This window comes from Exiguobacterium sp. 9-2 (assembly GCF_036287235.1).
GTDB lineage: Bacteria > Bacillota > Bacilli > Exiguobacteriales > Exiguobacteriaceae > Exiguobacterium_A.
In genome coordinates this window covers 2,297,664-2,312,897 of sequence record NZ_CP142850.1, presented here as the reverse complement: position 1 = coordinate 2,312,897, position 15,234 = coordinate 2,297,664, and the positions used below count along the sequence as shown (strand labels likewise).

The following is a 15,234-nucleotide window of genomic DNA, read 5'->3' as shown; positions in this document are numbered from 1 at the left end:
ATTTTCCTGGTATTTCTTTCACACTTTTTTCTTATTAATTGGTACAATGTTGTTGACTGAAGAACTTGTACTTATAGGTAAAGGGGGAATTTGGGGATGTGGCAGAAAAGCTTAGCCTTCGTAACGGCGCTCTTTCTCGCGTTAAGTATCGGTCAATCGGTACTTGCTGCGGTTGATACCTCAGAAATGACAAAAGCATTAAATGAGGAATTACCAACGACGCATTACGATTATAAAAAAGGTTCGGTCAAAATCGAGGATCCGAAGACGTTCACGAACGGAAAAGGAGAAGAAGTCATTGGCGGAATCGCTGTCATCAAGACAGTTCGTGACGGCATCTTCATCACAATCAAACGTGAAATTCACTTCTTCAATGCCGATAGCGGTAAATTGTTGACGAATGCCGACGCTGCAAAAGTTGATGGCGTAAAAGAATACATCGACAGCAACTCGGATAATCTTCATCAAAAAGTCGTTTACTGGTTACCGGTACTCTTGATGTTGTTGATCATCGCTGTACCAGCGATCGTCTTATACATCGTCGTACCACGTTTGTACTCTACTTCGGAATACATGAATCCGATTTATGAGCGCAACGATAACCCGCGCTAATCAAAAAAACCTCTACCCGTTTGGGTAGAGGCTTTTTTTTATGCTAACAACACAAAGATGAAAGCGAGTATGGCGGGTAATCCTTGTTTAAGTAAAATGGAACGATTAGCCGTCAAGGCGCCATAGAGTGCGGCGATGAACACACAAGCTAAAAAGAACAGTTGGACAGCAATATCTTCACGGATCAGACCAAACAGAAGACCAGCAGCTAAAAATCCATTGTAGAGACCTTGATTGGCAAAAAGCGTCTGGATTTGCTTAGATGCGACCGCTTCATCCGTCAGTCCGAATGTACGTCGTGCCGCCTTAGAGGATAAAAAGAACATTTCAAGAGCCATGATATAAAAGTGCTCTAAGGAAACAAGTAAAACGAAGATAGTAGCAAGAATGGACATGAATCATACCTCCTTTATAGGAACGTGAAAAAAAGACCGTACTTCATCGATTGAAGCACGGTCTTCTGATTAAGCGTATTCGAGTAATGCGCCAGTTTCGGCATCGACTGTGAATTGATACGTTTTTTCGTCATCACCTTCAAGGACCGAGATGCCACCTTTATAGCTTTGGTAGTCACGTGACTCATATGCGTAAGCCTCCGGTGTTGCAGAGATCCATGCACCTTGGACACGTCCTTTTGCTGAAAATGTGCGTTTCGTGATTTCGAGCGCTTCTTCGGCAGAAAGTTGTTTATTGTCAACGGCCTTCTTCACTGCGAAAGCGGCGACGACAGCTGCTGCCAATCCGATAATCCAATAGCGTTTTTTCATTAAAATTCCCCTCCTTACAGGTTCTATTCCTACTGTACCAAATAATTCGTTCAGAGAGAAACAAAAGGTTAAGTGATTGAAGCAATTTTTTGTATAATGGGTAACAGGAGGCGATACATATGAATGAAAAAACGAGAGAGTTATTTCGAACACTGACGGAATTAAATGGGGCACCAGGGTTTGAACACGAGGTGCGTCAGTTCGTTCGCGAACGCATTACACCTGTCACGGACGAGATCGTTACAGATGGACTGGGTTCGATTTTCGGGAAGCGAACAGGGGATGCGACAGGACCGAAAGTCATGGTTGCCGGACACATGGACGAAGTGGCATTCATGGTGACGCAAATCACGAAGAATGGGATGTTACGGATCCAACCGCTCGGTGGTTGGTGGAGTCAAGTATTGCTTGCCCAACGGTTCTCGATCTGTACAGACAACGGTATCATCCCTGGTGTCATCGCGTCGATTCCACCACACTTATTAACAGAAGAAGTACGCAATAAGCCAATGGCAATCAAAGACATGTTCATCGATATCGGTGCGGATTCAAAAGAAGAAGCGGAATCGTTTGGTGTACGTCCGGGTATTCCGGCAGTACCATTTTTCCCGTTCACACCGATGGCGAATCCGAAGAAAATCATGGCGAAAGCATGGGATAACCGCTATGGTGTCGGAATGGCAATCGAATTGTTGGAGGAGACGACAGCAGCGGATCATCCGAACATTTTGTTCTCTGGTGCAACGGTTCAAGAAGAAGTCGGATTGCGCGGTGCCCAAACAGCGACGACGCTTATCGATCCTGATGTGGCGTTCGTCGTCGATGCGTCTCCTGCCAATGATGCGTCAGGAGACAAAACGGAATTTGGTCAACTCGGACAAGGACCATTACTCCGTATTAAAGACAGCGTCATGATTCTTTCGAAAGAGATGACGGATTATGTCCTTGATACGGCAGAATCGAACAAGATTCCGTATCAATACTACGTCGGTGCAGGTGGAACGGACGGCGGTGTCATCCATCGCTCGAACAATGGTATTCCAACAACAGTCGTTGGTTTACCGGCACGTTATATCCATACGCACGCATCGATCATGCATACAGATGATTATGATGCGGCGAAGGAATTGCTACGAAAACTCGTCACGAATCTTGATACGACGACGCTTGCAACATTGCAAGTCAAGTAAATAACGAACGGGGAGGACCATCCTCATGAAATAGACGGCGGACTTATAATCCGTCGTCTATTTTATTGTAGTGAGAACATAATGATGTTGATTGTCTTGTCAGCTGGAAAAACAGCCTAGTCGAATCGAAAGTGGATTTGGTATAATGATACGCGATGTTGAGTAAAGGACGTGACAAGATGTTCAAGCAAAAGGGAATTTCACTTAGCCCTAAAGTATATTTCATCACTGTATTAAGTTATATGGCGCTTGGTTTATTCAGTTCGCTGATCATGGGCTTGATTGTTCAAACAATCGGAGAAGGGTTGGTAGATCGTGGTATCGAAGCAAGGTTTCTTATTCAATTAGGCGAGCAGGCGATTGCTCTGACGGGACCAGCGATCGGTGTCGCCGTAGCGTTTGCGCTTGAAGCACCGCCACTCATCTTATTTGCAGCAGTTGCGGTTGGAGCATTTGGATATGAAGCTGGCGGACCGGCAGGTAGTTACATTGCGACGCTACTTGCAACAGAAATCGGAAAACTCGTGTCAAAGATGACGCGACTCGATATTCTGTTGACGCCGTTCGTCACGTTGCTAGTTGGATTCGTTGCTGGACGTTATGCCGGGAAATGGATTGGAAAAGGCATGACCGATCTGGGTGAAATAATTCGCTGGGGGACGGAACGCGAACCGTTGTTCATGGGTATCTTCATTGCTACTGTGATGGGACTTGCATTGACAGCGCCAATTTCAAGTGCCGCACTTGGAATCATGCTTGGATTGGATGGACTTGCTGCGGGTGCTGCGACGATCGGCTGTGCCGCTCAAATGATTGGTTTTGGTGTCATCAGTTATCGTGATAACGGAATCGGGGGCGTCATCGCACAAAGTATCGGCACATCGATGCTCCAAGTCGGAAACATCATCCGCAATCCTTGGATTCTCATTCCGCCTACGATCGCAGGTGCTATCCTAGCGCCATTCGCGACTGTTCTGTTGATGCTTGAGAGCAACCCAGAAGGCTCAGGCATGGGGACGAGTGGTTTTGTTGGTCCATTGATGTTGTTGAAGACGATGGGGTTTGAAATGGAATACTATGTAGCCGTCATCGTATTATGTTTTATTGCGCCTGGCATCATCAGTTATCTCATCTATCGGTTATTACTTCGACTCGGTCGGATTCAAGATGGTGACTTGAAAATCGAATATTAAGTACAAAAAGCTGATTCTAAAGAATGTGTCTGTTTGATCGAATGGTGGATAAACAAGGACATGCCTTTTGAATCAGCTTTTTTTCATTTCATAAAGAGAATCCGAATGAACTCGAATAAAAACTCGTGAAGAAGATGTAAAGATAAACGAGATAGAGGGGTATCAAGTAACGCATGCGCACGACAGGTAATTTCCGAGCAAGTCGTTTTCCGAGTGCTTCGAGTAGAATGATGACCGCGAAACCGACAACTAAATATAAAAAGATTTCGGGTAAGCTCCGTTCGGAATCAATGAAGGAATAGCCGTAACGTAAACAACTCGTCATGCCGATGAAGCCGACGAAGCGTTCGAACGGATGTTTGATTGGTTGATCTGCCATAGTGAAGTCCTTTCAAGGTGTTTTCTAGTTGCAGTATAGCAAACCGAGCACAAAAACGCACAGTCACATTTGAATATGCTATGATGAGGGCAATGACTTCTAGGGAAATTAAAGGAGGAAACCATCATGAAAACATTACAATCCAAACAAGAATTCGATACAGCAAAACAAGGCAAGGCCGTCTTTTTATTCTCAGCAAACTGGTGCCCGGATTGTCGCTTTTTAGATCCGTTCATGCCGGAAATCGAGCAGACGTTTGACGCGTTCGAATTTTACTATGTCGATCGCGACGATCACATTGAAATTGCCCAGGAAATGGACATCTTCGGAATTCCAAGCTTTGTCGCGTTCCGAGATGGTGAAGAAACAGGGCGTTATGTCGGCAAAGAGCGGAAGACACCAGAACAAGTGACAGCATTTTTAGAAACGGTTTAAGAAAAAAGCGAGCGCTGACTCGCTTTTTTTCATGATAGAAAGGATGAAATCAAGTGGAACTACAACAAATCCGAAGAATGATGACACAAACATTCGAAGAAGAAGGTTATACAACGTATTTCGATCGTGAAAAGTCCGTGTTACGAATTGAGCGGAAGCATGATAAATCAGGCGTTGATGTCGGATTGAACCCGCTCGTCGCAAAAGCAAAACGAAGAGGTGTCATCGCAGTCGAAGAGACGATCGAATACATCCGTGCTGTACTCGGACAAACGGATCAAATTTCACTCGTTGGACAAGAACAGAAAATATTCCCTGTCATTCGGGCTAAATCGTTTGCTGATACGACAAAAGAAGGAAAAACGCTTGTCAGCACACCACATACTGGTGAGACGAAAATCATGTACGCACTTGATTTAGGGGCGACATATCGTTTGATTGACGAGGAGTTATTGGCATCTGCAGAATGGACGGCTGAACAGCTGTCGGAAGCTGCACGTTTTAACCTGAAATCGCTCGATGCGCCATTTAAACAAGATGAAGTAGCGGGGAACATCTTTTATTTCTTGAGTCTTGGAGACGGATATGAGGCGAGTCGTGTCTTGAACAAGACATTGTTAGCTGATTACGCGGCGCGAATCGAAGGGGAATTCGCTGTTGGTATTCCACACCAGGATGTCTTGATTTTTGCCGATATCCGCAATGACGCTGGATATGATGTCTTACAACAACTCATGTTTGATTTCTTCTCGAACGGTCGTGTACCTGTTACGGCATTGCCATTCTTATATGAAGATGGCAATCTTGAACCGGTCTTCGTCCTTGCGAAAAACAAGCAGCCGAAAGAGTAAAGAATCTGATACAATAGGCATTGTGAGAAAGACGGAAGGGAGTCATGGATTGAATGAATGTGTTTTATAATAAAGAGGGCGTCGGTGACGTCTTAATGATCATTTTAGAAGACGCACCACGTGCGGAAGTGACGGCGACTCGTGAAGGAGACGTAGCAACAATCAAGCATGGTGATCGTATTGTTGGTTACAACTTGTTTGAGGCGTCGAATACATTTACGATCGAGTCACAAGGACCGGTTGAATTGACGGAAGAATTGGCAGCACGCATCCAAAAGGAACTTGCAAACCGAGATATCGAATTGTCACTCGAACAAGTTGACTATTCTCCGAAATTCGTTGTCGGGTTTGTTGCTTCTTGTGAGAAGCATCCGGATGCTGACAAATTATCGGTCTGTCAGGTAGAGGTGGATAACGGAACTTTACAAATCGTTTGTGGAGCGCCGAATGTAGCAGCGGGTCAAAAGGTCGTCGTCGCTAAACCGGGTGCGGTCATGCCGTCTGGGTTAATCATTCGTCCTTCAGCATTACGTGGCGTACCGTCAAGTGGTATGCTCTGTTCAGCGCGTGAGCTCGGACTTGCCAATGCGCCACAAGAAAAAGGGATTCTTGTACTTGATGATACATCAGCAGTAGGGGAAGCATTCTCAATCGGTCGATGATTCGACCGATTTTTTAACAAGATGGAGGGGTGAACGTATGAGTAATCGTTATGAACAGTCACTAAAGGAGCAGGCTGCCCGAATTCGTCGAGAGCTTGCGGGGGAACGTGAGACAAAGCCGGTAGAGCGTCCGAAAAAAGAGGAGCGCGAAGACCGCTTCGTTTTAACAGATGTTCCTTCACCGATTTATGGATTCCAACGTCCGAAACAATCTGTATCTGAAACGGTAGAAGCTGCGGAAGAAACAAAAACCGTTGAACAGGTTTCAGATGCAGATGAACAGGGAATTACTGATGAGGTTACTTTGACGGAGCAGGAGGCTGTTGCGCCGGAAGAAGTTGTCTTAGACAATGCAGAAGCAGATGCTGGCTTTGTACCGGTGACGGACGTTGAATTACTTGTACCGGAACCTGAAGCCAATCAAGATCACGTAAGCGAAGTCGAATTGCCGACCGTACCTGAAACAGAAGAAACGGTTGTAAAAGAGCGGGTAAGTGAAGCGCCTTCTACACGTGAAACCGTAGAAGAGCAAACTGTTCCGATGGATACATCGAGCGAGGCACTTCTTGATGATCAAGAAGCAGAGAAGCAACAATCGGAAGAAGTCACTTCGATTTTGGATCCATCTGTTGCTGAAGCGGAAGCAGTAGCACCCGTTCAGTCGGAAGTGAAAAAGCCGGTTGGACCGCCTGTCAATGTCGTTATGACGACAAAAGACTTGATGGCGATGTATCGTGCGCGTCGAGAGCAAAATAATTTACATGGTAAAAATTAAATCGGTTTGCTATAATGGTACAGGTTTTGTACCCGAGCCCGATGGTACGGACCGGAACGTGAATTGGAGGGCTTTTATATGACAAAGTATCATTTTGTTGGAATCAAAGGAACAGGGATGAGTGCGCTCGCCCAAGTACTACATGAGATGAATCATGAGGTACAAGGTTCAGACATCGAAAAGCACATTTTTACTGAAGACGCGTTACGGGCTAAGGGAATTCCATTTTTCCCGTTCAATGCGGATAACATCAAAGAAGATTATGTCATCATCCAGGGGAATGCCTTTGGAGATGATCATCCAGAAATCGCACGGGCAAATGAACTTGGTTTAACGATCCATCATTATTACGATTTCTTAGGACACTTAGCAAATGAATATCGTTCGGTCGCCATTACAGGCTCACACGGAAAAACGTCGACGACAGGTTTGCTTTCACACGTCTTGAGCGGTATTACACCGACGGCCTTCTTGATCGGAGACGGAACAGGGGCAGGAGTAGAAGATGCGAAGGCATTCGTCTTCGAGGCATGTGAATACAAACGTCACTTCTTATATTACAAGCCGGATTACGCTATCATGACGAACATCGACTTCGATCATTCGGATTATTTCACGGGAATCGATGATGTCGTTTCGGCTTTTCAAGAGATGGCGATGCAGGTCAAGCAAGCAATCGTTGCTTGTGGAGATGACGAACATCTTCAAAACATTCAAGCGAATGTACCTGTTCTTTATTATGGATTCGGAGAAAACAATGATTTCCGAGCTGAAAATGCGACATCAACGCCAGACGGCACATCGTTTGATGTCTATTTACGTGATGATTTCTATGGCACGTTCCTGATTCCAGGATTCGGTCGTCATCATGTCTTGAATGCATTATCGGTCATTGCGATCTGTCAGTACGAAGGATTGAGTAAAGAAGACGTTGCTGAACGTTTAGCAACATTCGGTGGAGTGAAACGCCGCTTCAGTGAGTCAGAATTTGGCACACAAATCTTAGTAGACGACTACGCACACCATCCAAAAGAGATCAGCGCAACGATCGAGTCGGCACGGAAGAAATATCCGGATCGTGAAGTCATCGCGATTTTCCAACCGCATACGTACACACGCTTGAAATCATTCATGGATGATTTTGCGACATCTTTACGTGAAGCAGATGCGACATATCTATGTGAAATCTTTGGTTCAGCACGTGAGCAGGAAGGGCAAGTTCGAGTCGAAGATTTGCAGGAGAAAATTCCGCAAGCTTCTATTCTGACGCGCGACAACGTTTCTGTCCTACGTCAGCATGAAAATGCTGTGCTTCTATTCATGGGAGCGGGCGACATTCAAACGTATCAGCATCAATATCAAAGTGTAAAATAAGTGAGAACCAAAAGTGTCACTCGATTAGAGTGGCATTTTTTTGTCGTAAATTTGAATTGTGATAGTAAAATCAAAAAACTGATAGGGAAAATCTAAAATAGGATTGCATCTTGAAATAAAGTTTGAAATAGTGTGTATGTGTTGAAGTTATTATAGAGAGGAAAGACACCATGGGACAGATTTTACTCATCTTATTGCTCCAGTTGATTTACGTTCCTGTTTTGACATTGCGGACGATCATGCTTGTCAAAGGACGGACCGTCATTGCCGGACTCTTTGGGACGGTCGAAACATTGATTTACATTTTTGCACTAGGAATCGTGTTCCAAGACTTAACGACACTTGGTATGGTCGTTTATGCACTCGGATTCGGACTTGGTATACTCATTGGTGGATATGTCGAACGAAAACTAGCCATCGGTTACAATATGATCCAAGTACACACACAAGAATTTCCGGCAGAACTCATTCAAGTCATCCGTGATAATGGTTTCGGTGTGACGCATTATCAAGGACAAGGTCGAGACGGTGTTCGTTACCGATTAGATGTCCTTGCGGCACGAACACGTATGAAAGTGCTCCGTAACCTCGTCGAGGAGTATGAACCGAAAGCATTTCTCGTTGCCTTCGATTCCGTCGACTTCAAAGGCGGATATATGCTAAAGGGATTAAAACGTCCGCGATAATCCAATCTTCCTGAAAATGATGTTTATCCTTTGTTATTTAAGGATAAAGATGAATTAGAACGTCATTTGAAATCAGGAAAGGGGAATATCAGATGATCAGTAATCATGCAAAATCAGCTTTGAATCAACAGGTCGCAAACTATGGGGTCCTATTCGTTAAGCTCCATAACTACCATTGGTATATTAAAGGTCCAGACTTCTTGACGCTTCACGAGAAGCTTGAAGAACTCTATACATGGGTGTCTGAGCAGTATGATGTCGTTGCGGAACGTCTCTTGATGAATAACGGGACACCTTCAGCGACGCTAAAAGAATATTTAGAACAAACGACACTCGAAGAAGCAAAATCAGGTTTGTCAGCAGATGAGATGATCGATTCGGTCATTAAAGACTTCCAACAAGTCCGAAAAGAGATGCTTGATGCGATTGAACATCTTGAGGCACAAGACGTAACAGTGGAAGATGATCTGCTTGGTCAAGCGAAGGAAATCGAAAAACAAATTTGGATGCTTCGTGCGACATTGAAAAAATAAGATATAGAAAACGGATGCCCCTGTCCTATGAAGGACGAGCCATCCGCTTTTTCTTATTTCAGGTTTTCAGGATTGAGGACTTCGAGTTCAGGAAGGACGAAACGACCGTCTTTACGGATCAATACGTCGTCAAACCAGATCTCCCCACCACCGTAATCAGGGCGTTGGATATTGACGAGATCCCAGTGAACGGATGAATCATTACCGTTGTAGGCTTCTTCGTAAGCTTGACCCGGCGTGAAGTGGAAGCTGCCATCGATTTTCTCATCGAACAGAATATCCTTCATTGGATGCTGGATAAAGGGATTGACGCCAATCGCAAATTCACCGACGAAACGAGAACCCGCATCTGTATCGAAGACTTGGTTGATACGATCCGTATCGTTCGCCGTCGCTTCGACAATTTTACCGTCTTTGAACGTCAGTTTGACGTTTTCAAACGTGAATCCTTGATACGGAGATGGTGTGTTATATGAGATGACACCGTTGACGGAATCTTTAACGGGTGCCGTAAAGACTTCACCGTCCGGAATATTGGCATTTCCGGCACATTTGATTGCTGGGATGTCTTTGATCGAGAACGAAAGGTCCGTTCCTGGTCCGACGAGACGAACACGATCCGTCCGGTTCATCAAATCGACGAGCGGTTCCATCGCTTGTCCCATTTTTTCGTAATCAAGCGTACAGACATCGAAGTAAAAGTCTTCGAATGCTTCTGTCGATTGATTGGCAAGTTGAGCCATCGATGCTGTCGGGAAGCGAAGGACGACCCATTTCGTTCCTTTGACGCGATCCTGTGTATGCATCTTACCAATCGTTTGACCGTACAGTTTCATTTGTTCAGCTGGTACATCCGATAGTTCATTGATGTTATCACCAGCTCGTAATCCGATGTATGCATCCATCGCCTGCATCTGCTTACGTTCGATGTCTGCCATCAATTGGAGTTGCTCTTCTGAAGCATTTCGGTATAATTTTCGTAGGATACGATTATCCTTAAGTAAGACGAACGGATGACCGCCAGCCGCGTAGGCAGCTTCTATGAGTGCTTCGACTAGTTCACGTTCGATACCGAAATTTTCAATCAATACTTTTTCACCAGGTTCAAGGGCAACCGAATAGTTGATCAGATTCGTTGCCAGTTGAGTAAGACGTGGGTCACGCATGAAATTTCCCCCTCGAAATGGATGATGTAGGTTTCAATTATCATTGTAACGGAAATAAACCATTTGGAGTAGCAGGAACGACTTGCTACATGTCGAACTAACAACAAAAGACTACGCAAAAAATTGGAGGCAAGAACCATGGAAATCACATTAGGCGGAATCGCCGGATTAGTCGCTGCGATCGCATTCGTAGTACTCGTCATTTTCCTTGCCCGTGTACTAAGTGCTGCAAGTAAGACGCTGAACAATGTAGCCAACACGACAGCAGGACTTGAACGTCAATTGGACGGTATCATGATGGAGACGACAGCGTTGTTACATAAGACGAATCGTCTTGTCGATACGATTGAAGAAAAAACCGAGTTGCTTGCACCTGTTGCAAACTCGATCGAAGAGCTTGGTACGTCCTTGAATAAAGTAACAGATTCTGTCCGGACGGTATCCGATACTGTCGCTGGTGCGGCAGATACGAATAAAGACCAGATTGCACAAGCAGTCCGTTGGGGCTCAGTCGCTGTAGAATTATTCAAAAAAAATAAACCGGCAGAAACAACAGTTTCAAATCATACGACAGCAACGACGACAGTCGAGAAAAAACCACGTCGTCGATTCCGGAAAAAAGCAGAGACACCGGTTACACCGGAAGTCGTATCCGTCCCGGACGTCGAAAGCATTCCAGATGAGTTGAAAGGAGATCGTAAATCATGACGAAACAACACCCATATCAAACACAAGATTCTTCTAAAGGAGGAGGTTTCCTCGCGGGAATCATCGTTGGTGGATTGATTGGTGCCGCGGCAGCTCTCCTTTCTAGTCCGAAATCAGGTCGTGAGATGCGCGACTTAATCGACGAGCGTACGGCTCCTGCACGTCAACGTTTGACAGAACAGACGCAAGTTGTTCGCGAAAAAGCAGAACCACTCGTGGGAGAATGGATTCAACTGGCAAAAGACAAAGCAGCACCTGTCATTGAAAAAGCAAAGAATAATTCGACAGTTCAAGAAGCGGCACAATACGCTGGTTTTGAGAAGGATCAGGCAAGTATCGATGCAGCTCTCGCAGAAGCAGAACAGCTTGTACGTGACATCGAGCGTGAAATTGGGGACGAAGTCGATGGCGCATCCGTGGCAGAAGAAATCGATACGGAAACGGTCGTTGATCTTTCAGAGCTACGGGAACAGTTGGCGGAAGAGCAAGAGGAAGACAATGACCCACAATCTGATGTGAATCATAAGAAATAAGAAGTGAATATGGAGCTCTCATCATGAGGGCTCTTTTTCTATGTTTCTTTATAGAGAAAACGCAGAAAAAATTATATGAAAAAACGTAATTTATTTTCATATTTTAAGAAATCATGCAGCTTCTTTATGTACAACATGGAAAGAGTTCGTTATAATTAGTTGCTATTACGAGCTATATGCTGATTAGGGAGTGGTAGGACATGGATCAACACGCAGAATTAAAAAGATTACGGGATGAACTCGATTTAGTGAATGCAGAATTATTGGAATTGATGAACCGACGTGGTCAAATTGCTGTCGAAATCGGAAAAGTCAAACGAGCACAAGGGCTTGACCGTTACGACCCTGTTCGGGAACGTCAAATGCTCGAATCAATTGCTGCTAATAACCATGGACCTTTTGAAACAGGACGCCTTCAGCATGTATTTAAAGAAATTTTCAAAGCTTCTCTTGAATTACAAGGAGAAGATCGGACTCGGAAATTACTCGTATCACGGAAACAAAAACCGACGAACACGATCATCCGAATCGGAGATGCTGTCATCGGAGATGGTTCTCAACAATTGATTGCTGGACCATGTGCGGTCGAGAGCGAGGAACAAGTATTCGAAGTCGCGGAACAACTCGCGAAACACGGCGTGAAGTTCATGCGAGGTGGAGCGTACAAACCACGCACATCACCTTACGACTTCCAAGGTCTTGGACTCGAGGGTCTAAAAATGTTGAAAAAAGCAGCGGACGCGCACGGTTTGCATGTCATCACTGAAATCATGACGCCGAGTGCGGTTGAATCTGCTTTACCATATGTCGACATTATCCAGGTTGGCGCACGCAACATGCAAAACTTCGATTTACTAAAAGAAGTCGGTCGTACAAATAAGCCGGTTCTTTTAAAACGAGGACTTGCTGCAACACTCGAGGAGTTCATGTACGCGGCTGAGTACATCATGGCAAGTGGTAACGATCAAGTCATTTTGTGTGAGCGCGGCATTCGGACATATGAACGTGCAACACGGAACACGCTTGATATCTCAGCAGTTCCAATTCTGAAGCAAGAGACACATCTTCCTGTCATGGTCGATGTGACGCATTCGACAGGACGGAAGGATCTTCTGTTGCCAACGGCGAAAGCGGCTTACGCGATCGGTGCTGATGCTGTCATGGTTGAAGTCCATCCGTTTCCGGCACTCGCACTATCTGATGCGAACCAACAACTTGATTTCCAAGAATTCGATACGTTCGTCGAAAACTTGACGACTACCTTTCCGGCACTAAACGTTCAATGATTTTCGAAAAAGGGTGACCTAAAGCGAATGAAAACGTTTTACAATGAAGGAAGAATGGGAAAAGAAAACTATCTTTTCCTGTCTTCCTTTCGTGTTGCCTAAAAATGAAAACGAAATGAAAACACTTGAGATGGATCATACTAAAGGAGGAATTTGTTTTGAATAGTAATATTACGATTTATGACGTCGCACGAGAGGCGGCTGTCTCGATGGCGACCGTATCGCGTGTCGTCAACGGGAATCCGAACGTTAAACCATCCACACGAAAGAAGGTCCAAGATGCAATCGAACAACTGGGTTACCGCCCAAACGCTGTTGCTCGTGGACTTGCAAGTAAAAAAACGACGACTGTCGGTGTCATCGTACCCGATATCTCGAACATCTTTTTTGCGGATTTAGCACGGGGAATCGAAGATGTTGCGACGATGTATAAATATAACATCATTCTTTGTAACTCCGACCAAAATCGGGAAAAAGAAATCCATTTGCTCAATACATTACTTGGAAAACAGGTTGATGGGATCATCTTCATGGGTGGGCGTCTACATGAGGATCTCGTTCGTGAATTCAAGACATCACCTGTGCCCATCGTTCTCGCTGCGACACTAAATCAAGATTATGACCTTCCTGCCGTCAACATCGATTACGAAAGTGCTGCACATGACGCCGTCAAATCATTGATTGACCGTGGACATGAACGGATCGGGTTCATCACTGGTCCACTTGAACAGCAAATCAATGGCGAAAAGAAATTTGCTGGTTATCGTCGAGCGCTCGAAGAGGCAAATCTTCCATTCAGCGAACAAAACGTCGTCCTTGGAAACTATACGTATGATTCAGGAATGAAGGCGATGAACCAGTTGCTTGAACTTGGAGAAGATTGCCCACGTGCGATTTTTGCTGGAACAGATGAGATGGCTCTTGGTGTCATCCATGCCTTACAAGATGCCGGACACCGTGTTCCAGAAGACTTTGAAGTCATCGGACACGATAATACACGTCTTGCGACGATGATTCGTCCGAAACTGACGACTGTCGTTCAGCCGATGTATGATATTGGAGCAGTCTCGATGCGTCTTTTGACGAAGATTTTGAACAAAGAAGAAATCGAAACGAACGATGTCACGTTACCACACCGAATCGAACAACGGGATTCGACACGCCCTTAATCGAAAAAGCGTCTCTTCTCTCAAGCAAGCTGCTTGAAAAAAGAGACGCTTTTTCATTTTGTGACGGTGATGAGTTCATCTTGGTGATGGTGGAGTTGATCATTTTGTGACGGTGATGAGTTCATCTTGGTGATGATGGAGTTGATCATTTTCGACGTGCAGACGCACCGTCGTCTGACCGGGGGCGTTCAATGTGACTTTTCCGCTGTATGCATCACCTTTTTTAGTTAATGGAACATAATTATGTTTTTCAATACCGGTTTCAATGACTTCGACTTGAACGTTCGCCTTTAATGGTTTTCCATCGAGAAAAACGTGAAAGGAGACAGGGAGGTCAGCACCAGCCTTTACTTTCGTCGCACCCATATAATGGACGGACAGACCATCGACGGCTTCGTGTTCATGCGATGCTTTCTCTTTTTCATGTGAATGATCCATGACGACAAAAGAGATCTTATCCATGTGATGGAGTCCTTTTTTATCATTAATATGATAGAGACCTTCGTATTCACCTTCAGCAAGTTTGGCTTCTGCTTGATAGAAACCTGTCTTTTTCAAGGTTGCTTTGAATTTTTGATGTGCCCCATCTTGTTTTCCAGCTTTCCAAACTTCAAACGTCACGTCCTCAAGGTTGACGGGCTTTTTCTTTTCGACCGCGGATGCTTTAAAGACGACGGCATCTTCATCCATTGTCTTTGCTGGGATATCGACAGTGACGTCGACGGTCGGTTTTCCGGCCCCTTGCATGTTATCGTGATCCATTGCCTGCTTTTCATTCCCACATCCTGCAAGTACGATCCCGGTCGACAGAATGAGACCGGAGTAAAGCCATGCCTTTTTCATGATGATTCCCCCAACTATTCGTTTACTAAGTAAAAATTCCATATTTAGTATAGCAACAAGATGTGAACTCCG

Annotated in this window: 19 protein-coding genes; 14 read left to right on the top strand and 5 right to left on the bottom strand. The window is 44.9% G+C overall.

What is annotated here, in order from left to right; all coding sequences use genetic code 11:
* Positions 1 to 96: 96 nt before the first annotated feature.
* The gene (locus tag VJ374_RS12170) at positions 97 to 612 is read left to right on the top strand and encodes a hypothetical protein (protein ID WP_035406163.1); all 516 of its coding nucleotides are present in this window, start codon (positions 97 to 99) and stop codon (positions 610 to 612) included.
* Between the two features lie 38 nt (positions 613 to 650).
* Here VJ374_RS12170 and VJ374_RS12165 read toward each other — a convergent pair whose 3' ends face one another.
* Complete coding sequence (locus tag VJ374_RS12165) at positions 651 to 1,007, bottom strand: DUF1304 domain-containing protein (protein ID WP_329468874.1); 357 nt, start codon at positions 1,005 to 1,007, stop codon at positions 651 to 653.
* A 69-nt stretch (positions 1,008 to 1,076) separates the two neighbouring features.
* Positions 1,077 to 1,379 (bottom strand): PepSY domain-containing protein, encoded by a 303-nt coding sequence (locus VJ374_RS12160; RefSeq protein ID WP_012371126.1) that lies wholly within the window; start codon positions 1,377 to 1,379, stop codon positions 1,077 to 1,079.
* Between the two features lie 119 nt (positions 1,380 to 1,498).
* Here VJ374_RS12160 and VJ374_RS12155 point away from each other — a divergent pair, with 119 nt between their 5' ends.
* Together VJ374_RS12155 and VJ374_RS12150 are read left to right on the top strand one after the other, a co-directional pair.
* Positions 1,499 to 2,569 (top strand): M42 family metallopeptidase, encoded by a 1,071-nt coding sequence (locus tag VJ374_RS12155; RefSeq protein ID WP_214852775.1) that lies wholly within the window; start codon positions 1,499 to 1,501, stop codon positions 2,567 to 2,569.
* Positions 2,570 to 2,748: 179 nt separating this feature from the next.
* Positions 2,749 to 3,762 carry a PTS sugar transporter subunit IIC gene (locus VJ374_RS12150; protein WP_290772160.1) on the top strand — a complete coding sequence of 338 codons (1,014 nt, stop codon included), beginning with the start codon at positions 2,749 to 2,751 and terminating at the stop codon, positions 3,760 to 3,762.
* Between the two features lie 88 nt (positions 3,763 to 3,850).
* Here the strand turns inward: VJ374_RS12150 and VJ374_RS12145 are convergent, their stop codons facing one another.
* On the bottom strand, positions 3,851 to 4,141 hold the full coding sequence (locus VJ374_RS12145) for a hypothetical protein (RefSeq protein WP_056062721.1): 291 nt from the start codon (positions 4,139 to 4,141) through the stop codon (positions 3,851 to 3,853).
* 126 nt (positions 4,142 to 4,267) lie between these two features.
* On the opposite strand from VJ374_RS12145, the gene VJ374_RS12140 reads away from it, so the two are divergent.
* The 7 genes from VJ374_RS12140 (at position 4,268) to VJ374_RS12110 (ending at position 9,457) form a co-directional block, all read left to right on the top strand.
* Positions 4,268 to 4,576 carry a thioredoxin family protein gene (locus VJ374_RS12140; protein WP_035406177.1) on the top strand — a complete coding sequence of 103 codons (309 nt, stop codon included), beginning with the start codon at positions 4,268 to 4,270 and terminating at the stop codon, positions 4,574 to 4,576.
* A 53-nt stretch (positions 4,577 to 4,629) separates the two neighbouring features.
* Positions 4,630 to 5,427 carry a DUF1444 domain-containing protein gene (locus tag VJ374_RS12135; protein ID WP_056062718.1) on the top strand — a complete coding sequence of 266 codons (798 nt, stop codon included), beginning with the start codon at positions 4,630 to 4,632 and terminating at the stop codon, positions 5,425 to 5,427.
* Positions 5,428 to 5,480: 53 nt separating this feature from the next.
* Positions 5,481 to 6,089 (top strand): YtpR family tRNA-binding protein, encoded by a 609-nt coding sequence (gene ytpR, locus VJ374_RS12130; RefSeq protein ID WP_035406183.1) that lies wholly within the window; start codon positions 5,481 to 5,483, stop codon positions 6,087 to 6,089.
* 37 nt (positions 6,090 to 6,126) lie between these two features.
* Complete coding sequence (locus VJ374_RS12125) at positions 6,127 to 6,864, top strand: hypothetical protein (RefSeq protein WP_329468867.1); 738 nt, start codon at positions 6,127 to 6,129, stop codon at positions 6,862 to 6,864.
* 78 nt (positions 6,865 to 6,942) lie between these two features.
* Positions 6,943 to 8,238: a UDP-N-acetylmuramate--L-alanine ligase gene (murC, locus tag VJ374_RS12120; protein ID WP_035406189.1), complete on the top strand. Its 1,296-nt coding sequence runs from the start codon at positions 6,943 to 6,945 to the stop codon at positions 8,236 to 8,238.
* A 170-nt stretch (positions 8,239 to 8,408) separates the two neighbouring features.
* Positions 8,409 to 8,924: a DUF2179 domain-containing protein gene (locus VJ374_RS12115; RefSeq protein ID WP_035406192.1), complete on the top strand. Its 516-nt coding sequence runs from the start codon at positions 8,409 to 8,411 to the stop codon at positions 8,922 to 8,924.
* 92 nt (positions 8,925 to 9,016) lie between these two features.
* Positions 9,017 to 9,457, top strand: a complete 441-nt coding sequence (locus VJ374_RS12110; protein WP_023469073.1) for a Dps family protein — start codon at positions 9,017 to 9,019, stop codon at positions 9,455 to 9,457.
* A gap of 53 nt (positions 9,458 to 9,510) precedes the next feature.
* Here the strand turns inward: VJ374_RS12110 and VJ374_RS12105 are convergent, their stop codons facing one another.
* On the bottom strand, positions 9,511 to 10,623 hold the full coding sequence (locus VJ374_RS12105) for an aminopeptidase (protein ID WP_329468866.1): 1,113 nt from the start codon (positions 10,621 to 10,623) through the stop codon (positions 9,511 to 9,513).
* A gap of 138 nt (positions 10,624 to 10,761) precedes the next feature.
* Here VJ374_RS12105 and VJ374_RS12100 point away from each other — a divergent pair, with 138 nt between their 5' ends.
* From VJ374_RS12100 to ccpA, 4 genes are all read left to right on the top strand, one after another.
* Positions 10,762 to 11,331, top strand: coding sequence for a DUF948 domain-containing protein (locus VJ374_RS12100; RefSeq protein ID WP_035406198.1), 570 nt, complete (start codon positions 10,762 to 10,764; stop codon positions 11,329 to 11,331).
* Positions 11,328 to 11,864, top strand: coding sequence for a YtxH domain-containing protein (locus tag VJ374_RS12095; RefSeq protein ID WP_056062709.1), 537 nt, complete (start codon positions 11,328 to 11,330; stop codon positions 11,862 to 11,864). Before VJ374_RS12100 ends, VJ374_RS12095 begins: the two co-directional genes overlap by 4 nt.
* Positions 11,865 to 12,064: 200 nt before the next feature.
* Complete coding sequence (locus VJ374_RS12090) at positions 12,065 to 13,150, top strand: bifunctional 3-deoxy-7-phosphoheptulonate synthase/chorismate mutase (RefSeq protein ID WP_035406204.1); 1,086 nt, start codon at positions 12,065 to 12,067, stop codon at positions 13,148 to 13,150.
* Between the two features lie 158 nt (positions 13,151 to 13,308).
* Positions 13,309 to 14,319, top strand: a complete 1,011-nt coding sequence (gene ccpA, locus VJ374_RS12085) for a catabolite control protein A (RefSeq protein ID WP_035406207.1) — start codon at positions 13,309 to 13,311, stop codon at positions 14,317 to 14,319.
* Positions 14,320 to 14,418: 99 nt separating this feature from the next.
* On the opposite strand, the gene VJ374_RS12080 is transcribed toward ccpA, so the two are convergent.
* On the bottom strand, positions 14,419 to 15,162 hold the full coding sequence (locus tag VJ374_RS12080) for a FixH family protein (RefSeq protein WP_290752071.1): 744 nt from the start codon (positions 15,160 to 15,162) through the stop codon (positions 14,419 to 14,421).
* Positions 15,163 to 15,234: the final 72 nt, after the last annotated feature.

Excerpts from the sequence above, each read along its gene's own strand:
- ytpR (WP_035406183.1), top strand. The coding sequence starts at position 5,481 with ATGAATGTGTTTTATAATAAAGAGGGCGTCGGTGACGTCTTAATGATC.
- VJ374_RS12110 (WP_023469073.1), top strand. The coding sequence starts at position 9,017 with ATGATCAGTAATCATGCAAAATCAGCTTTGAATCAACAGGTCGCAAAC.
- VJ374_RS12125 (WP_329468867.1), top strand. The coding sequence starts at position 6,127 with ATGAGTAATCGTTATGAACAGTCACTAAAGGAGCAGGCTGCCCGAATT.
- murC (WP_035406189.1), top strand. The coding sequence starts at position 6,943 with ATGACAAAGTATCATTTTGTTGGAATCAAAGGAACAGGGATGAGTGCG.
- VJ374_RS12090 (WP_035406204.1), top strand. The coding sequence starts at position 12,065 with ATGGATCAACACGCAGAATTAAAAAGATTACGGGATGAACTCGATTTA.
- VJ374_RS12100 (WP_035406198.1), top strand. The coding sequence starts at position 10,762 with ATGGAAATCACATTAGGCGGAATCGCCGGATTAGTCGCTGCGATCGCA.
- VJ374_RS12105 (WP_329468866.1), bottom strand. The coding sequence starts at position 10,623 with ATGCGTGACCCACGTCTTACTCAACTGGCAACGAATCTGATCAACTAT.
- VJ374_RS12165 (WP_329468874.1), bottom strand. The coding sequence starts at position 1,007 with ATGTCCATTCTTGCTACTATCTTCGTTTTACTTGTTTCCTTAGAGCAC.
- VJ374_RS12095 (WP_056062709.1), top strand. The coding sequence starts at position 11,328 with ATGACGAAACAACACCCATATCAAACACAAGATTCTTCTAAAGGAGGA.
- VJ374_RS12150 (WP_290772160.1), top strand. The coding sequence starts at position 2,749 with ATGTTCAAGCAAAAGGGAATTTCACTTAGCCCTAAAGTATATTTCATC.
- VJ374_RS12155 (WP_214852775.1), top strand. The coding sequence starts at position 1,499 with ATGAATGAAAAAACGAGAGAGTTATTTCGAACACTGACGGAATTAAAT.
- VJ374_RS12145 (WP_056062721.1), bottom strand. The coding sequence starts at position 4,141 with ATGGCAGATCAACCAATCAAACATCCGTTCGAACGCTTCGTCGGCTTC.
- VJ374_RS12115 (WP_035406192.1), top strand. The coding sequence starts at position 8,409 with ATGGGACAGATTTTACTCATCTTATTGCTCCAGTTGATTTACGTTCCT.
- VJ374_RS12160 (WP_012371126.1), bottom strand. The coding sequence starts at position 1,379 with ATGAAAAAACGCTATTGGATTATCGGATTGGCAGCAGCTGTCGTCGCC.
- VJ374_RS12170 (WP_035406163.1), top strand. The coding sequence starts at position 97 with ATGTGGCAGAAAAGCTTAGCCTTCGTAACGGCGCTCTTTCTCGCGTTA.
- VJ374_RS12140 (WP_035406177.1), top strand. The coding sequence starts at position 4,268 with ATGAAAACATTACAATCCAAACAAGAATTCGATACAGCAAAACAAGGC.
- VJ374_RS12080 (WP_290752071.1), bottom strand. The coding sequence starts at position 15,162 with ATGAAAAAGGCATGGCTTTACTCCGGTCTCATTCTGTCGACCGGGATC.